Raw genomic sequence first — 4,609 nt, 5'->3', positions numbered from 1 at the left:
AAAACCATTTACATCAAGCATTTAAACAAGATTTTGGACTGCGAAAGCTGAGTTACTTACATTATTCAGCCAATTAAATTCATCAAGCTTTTTCATTTGAGTAAACTGTTTTCTCAAAATTGAATCATTGATGAATTTACCGCCATTTTGAAAATTTTCTTGTTGTTTTGCGATTGTCCAATTATAAGCAAATCTAGCTGTATTCGCATATAGAAATAATTTATTTTTTTGTTTATTATTTGGTTTCAGCATTACTTTTATTGACTTTATCATTTAGTAACTCCTCATTTTCCTCAATTAGTTCATCTACTAACTTTCTAGTTTTATTAGCACGTTTTCCTTGTAATCTACAACTAAATACTGTAACAATCTGTATTAAATCTTCTACAAGTTCTTGTTCATCTGTTTTTTCGGTGCTATCTAAAACTTCAATCTCACACCCATTAAGGTTTGCCATATACTCAACCAATTCAAAACCAAATCTAAGAAGCCTATCTTTATAGAATACTACTATTTTATCTACTTCTTTGTTATTTATCATTTTGATTAGTTGTCGCAAACCTTTTTTCTTGTAATTAATCCCACTACCAATGTCTTGAATGATTTCATATTCAACATTTAACGATTCTAAATATTTTTTCATATTTTCAACTTGTCTTTGCAAATCATCTTTTTGTTTATTAGAAGAGACTCTGCAATAACCAACCACTTTTTGACTAGTTTCTTTAATACCAAGTACCTCTTTAAGTTGATCGTGAGAATAATATCTATAGCCGTTTGAGCCAGTATGATGTGGTTTTAATTTTCCACTTTTATCCCAATTTCTCAATGTTTGTGGCGTTCGATTGATTAATTTGGAAAATTCATGAATGCTGTAATATCTCATGCTATATTCCTCCTTAGATTAAATATAGCATGAATAAATTATAAAGTCACCAAAAATTTTATAACTTTTTATAAGTTATTAAAAACTGTTTAATCCCTCTTTATGCAACAAGCCACCTTTTCCCGGGAAATTCGCTCGGGTAAAGGGTTCTTTGTTATAATTGAACAGTATAAATTACTCGGAGGTATTAGTATGAAACTGGAATTTATTCATCATGTAGCGATTATTTGTTCCGACTATGAAAAGTCAAAACATTTTTATACCAAAATACTTGGTCTTCCAATCATTCAAGAAACTTATCGGAAAGAACGGGACTCATATAAACTTGATTTAGCTGTCGGGGCGAATAGTCAAATAGAGTTGTTTTCTTTTCCAAATCCGCCAAAGCGACCAAGTTATCCGGAAGCAGCCGGTCTTAGACATTTGGCATTTGCCGTTGTGTCGGTGGAAGAATGGAAAACAGAGTTGGAAAACAAAGGCATAGACGTTGAACCGATCCGAATTGACGAGCTTACCGGTAAACGATTTACATTTTTTGCAGATCCGGATGGCCTACCGATTGAAATTTATGAAATATAATTATTTAGACGTCTCTCAAGGATATTAAAGTAAAGTTTTTCAAGGCAAGTTATTCTTTAAAACATTGATCGAATTACATACTGGAAGCTCATTCTCTTTCCTTTTGTAAAGTACATTAACCAGGCATTTTGCATAGGATACTTTGAAAATATTTGAAGGGAATGAGAACATGTATTATTATGTTTCCTATTGTTGTCCATCTCCTTATTATGTCAATGTACCGATAAATTCTTATCGTGCACTGCCTTTTTATGGAACCGATTCGAATGGTAACCCTCAATTTCAGGCACAAAGAGTGAACAATCAGACGTCCATCAGAGATTACGGGCCGGAACCGTTTGTGGTGGATATCGAGGAAGTTACGAAGCAAAACGACACCTTCCGAACAGCCCTCTGGACCGGTAATCATTTACAGGTGACATTGATGAGTTTGAAGGTAGGGGAAGATATCGGTTTGGAAATTCATCCGGAAGTCGATCAATTTTTACGAGTGGAACAAGGTCAAGGTGTTGTTCGCATGGGAAGAAGTCGTAATAACTTGAATTATGTGAGAAGAATACACGATGATTCGGCGATAATGGTCCCGGCCGGTACTTGGCATAATGTGATTAATACCGGGAATGTCCCGCTGAAATTGTATTCAATTTATGCACCACCACAACATCCACGCGGAACCGTTCACGCGACGAAAGCTGAAGCAATGGCAGCTGAGTAAGATTTACCAAAGAAACTACAAGTGAAAAGATGGATAATAGATAAAAAATTGAAGCAATCTCGTGGACAAAATGGATTTAGAAATATGCCAAAACGTCCACGAGACATTCTCCTCACTTACTTTCGATTCGTTCAACCTCGACCCATTTTCTTACACTATTAATCAACCAAATCTTTGTGCATGTGTTTAAGTCTGCAAGTTTTAAGGTTTTTTCGCTAATTTTCCCTTGCTTTAGCAGAAATCCCCGATATGTCCCGGCGAGAAGACCGCTTTTTACCGGTGGTGTCCATAATTTGCCATCAATTTCAAGAACAACATTGCCATTAATAAATTCAGTCAATTCCATCTCTTCGTTCCATAATAAAACGTCAAAAATATCAGGCTTCTGACTTTGAAATTGTGAGTATATTTTTCTATTTGTCGTTTTGTGATAATAAAATATGTTTTCGCGCTTAATCGGTTTGTCAGCCAATACGACTTTAGGTCGTTCGACAAGTGGGGGAGCCGCATGTTCCATAAAAGAGTCCGCTTGTTCAATCGGTTTGACGCCAGTCTGCCCGAGAACAATCGAGTGGATCTCGGTAAAAATGTCCCCGTTTTTTTCTAAGAGCAGTCGTACTTTATATAGACCTTGTCCGTTATCAGAAGCCAACTTATATAAAGACTGCTTGATTTTTTCCTCATCAAAATGGAATTGAAAGTAAGCTGCTGACTTTTTCATTCGCCCCAAATGTTCTTCCAGCAAAAAATATTTTCCATTTTCTAGCAAAATACTCTCCAATAACTGGAATTCCGGAAAATCCACTTCTAAAATACTGGATTTCGCAATCACTTCATTATATTCATCTTCTGCGGTTGAATCCCAAGTTATTCCACCACCGACTCCATAGGTTGCTTTACCGGACTTATTGTCAATGATTATTGTCCGAATGGGCACGTTGAAGATGGCTTCCTTATCCGGTGTAATAAATCCGATCGTTCCGCAATATACCTCACGCGGTGCCTTTTCCAATTCAGCAATTATTTTCATCGTACTTGCCTTGGGAGCACCGGTAATTGAGCCACATGGAAAAATAGCTTTAAAAATATCAACAAACTTTGTATTAGATTTTAATTTTGCCTTAATCGTTGATGTCATCTGATGAACGGTCGGATACGGTTCGATTTCAAAAAGTTTCTCAACATGTACGGTACCAATTTCGGCAATTATTCCTAAATCATTCCGTAACAAGTCGACAATCATGATATTCTCGGCACGATTTTTTTCCGACTGATATAACCACTCAGCTTTTTCCCGATCTTCCTCAAATGTTTTCCCTCTTTTTACCGTTCCTTTCATTGGTTTTGTTGTTAAAACATTATCTTTTAAATGAAAAAATAATTCAGGGGAAGCCGATATAACACTGAACTCACCTGTATGGATATAAGCACTGTAATTTGCGGCTTGGGCATTTTTCATTTGTGTAAATAAAGATATTGCATCACCTTGAAACCGGGCATTGAGCCGAAGAGTATAATTAGTCTGGTAAGTTATCCCCTTTTTTATGGCATTTTTAATTTGTGAAATCGCGGTACGGTATTCATGCTGACTGACATCCGGCTGCCAATCTGACAATGAAAAAGAACTCGTACGGTTTACATATGCATGATCGGGTTCAGAAAATATGCCAAACCATAATAACGGCATTGTATTTCCATTTTTTACCTTTAATACTTGATGAAAGGCAGGAGCACTTTCGTATGACAAAAAGCCTGCTGCATAGTAACCTTGGTTAATAGCATCTTGAATACGATCCAAACCGGTCAAAACATCTTCAAACGTGTATGCTTCAATAATCTCCAACGGGTCCTTAAACAAATAAGGTATAATTTCACCGGTTGAAGAAGCAAATTCAAAAGCTAACAGTGGTTCATCATTTTGCAATTGTTGATCTTTCATAACATGTTCTCCTAAGCTCAAATAACATTATTTTTCATCAAAAAATAAATCCGAGGATAAATACCGTTCCCCAATTTCACAATCGGTGTATGACCAATCAGTTCCAAAATTGAATGATATATTTTTAATATTCCATCCTGCCTTTTAAACAATTGATTCCTATAAAGATAGTATACTTTAAACTTTTTCATATACAAATTGAAAACAACTGTTTCTTAACATCCGCTTATGATAAAATAATAAAAATATTTTATATAAATAAGGTGGGTTTTCGGTGGAAATTAGACTAGCGCAACTAGATGATAAGAAAGCCATTCTTTCAATTATAAACTCAAGTTCAACCTAAATAAGATAAATTTACCGTAAAACCTTGATATATCAACATTCTCTACTAAACTAGTAGTATAGACTATTTTTTTGTAGGTGCAAAAAAGGGTTGATTTTACAATTTATATTATGTATAATAGTAGTCAAGACTAATGGTTTGGGG

Annotated in this window: 5 protein-coding genes; 2 read left to right on the top strand and 3 right to left on the bottom strand. The window is 35.2% G+C overall.

The window, feature by feature from the left end; all coding sequences use genetic code 11:
- Positions 1–21 precede the first annotated feature (21 nt).
- On the bottom strand, positions 22–273 hold the full coding sequence (locus LIZ98_RS16935; protein ID WP_227140342.1) for a helix-turn-helix domain-containing protein: 252 nt from the start codon (positions 271–273) through the stop codon (positions 22–24).
- Entirely contained in the window at positions 236–886 is a 651-nt protein-coding gene (locus LIZ98_RS16930) for an IS607 family transposase (protein ID WP_227140341.1), read from the bottom strand. Before LIZ98_RS16930 ends, LIZ98_RS16935 begins: the two co-directional genes overlap by 38 nt.
- A 192-nt stretch (positions 887–1,078) precedes the next feature.
- On the opposite strand from LIZ98_RS16930, the gene gloA2 reads away from it, so the two are divergent.
- Both gloA2 and LIZ98_RS16920 read left to right on the top strand, forming a co-directional pair.
- A complete protein-coding gene (gene gloA2, locus LIZ98_RS16925) occupies positions 1,079–1,465 on the top strand; it encodes an SMU1112c/YaeR family gloxylase I-like metalloprotein (RefSeq protein ID WP_034768249.1) in 387 nt (128 codons plus the stop codon).
- A gap of 169 nt (positions 1,466–1,634) precedes the next feature.
- Complete coding sequence (locus LIZ98_RS16920; protein WP_227140340.1) at positions 1,635–2,180, top strand: cupin domain-containing protein; 546 nt, start codon at positions 1,635–1,637, stop codon at positions 2,178–2,180.
- A gap of 112 nt (positions 2,181–2,292) precedes the next feature.
- Here the strand turns inward: LIZ98_RS16920 and pabB are convergent, their stop codons facing one another.
- A complete protein-coding gene (gene pabB / locus LIZ98_RS16915) occupies positions 2,293–4,119 on the bottom strand; it encodes an aminodeoxychorismate synthase component I (RefSeq protein WP_227140339.1) in 1,827 nt (608 codons plus the stop codon).
- Positions 4,120–4,609 lie beyond the last annotated feature (490 nt).

This window comes from Caldibacillus sp. 210928-DFI.2.18, assembly GCF_020554505.1.
GTDB lineage: Bacteria > Bacillota > Bacilli > Bacillales > Caldibacillaceae > Caldifermentibacillus > Caldifermentibacillus hisashii.
The sequence above is the reverse complement of the archived record's forward strand: the minus strand, read 5'-3'. Positions and strand labels throughout refer to the sequence as shown.

Coding starts and splice junctions, on each gene's coding strand:
- LIZ98_RS16935 (WP_227140342.1), bottom strand. CDS start 273: ATGATAAAGTCAATAAAAGTAATGCTGAAACCAAATAATAAACAAAAA.
- LIZ98_RS16930 (WP_227140341.1), bottom strand. CDS start 886: ATGAGATATTACAGCATTCATGAATTTTCCAAATTAATCAATCGAACG.
- gloA2 (WP_034768249.1), top strand. CDS start 1,079: ATGAAACTGGAATTTATTCATCATGTAGCGATTATTTGTTCCGACTAT.
- LIZ98_RS16920 (WP_227140340.1), top strand. CDS start 1,635: ATGTATTATTATGTTTCCTATTGTTGTCCATCTCCTTATTATGTCAAT.
- pabB (WP_227140339.1), bottom strand. CDS start 4,119: ATGAAAGATCAACAATTGCAAAATGATGAACCACTGTTAGCTTTTGAA.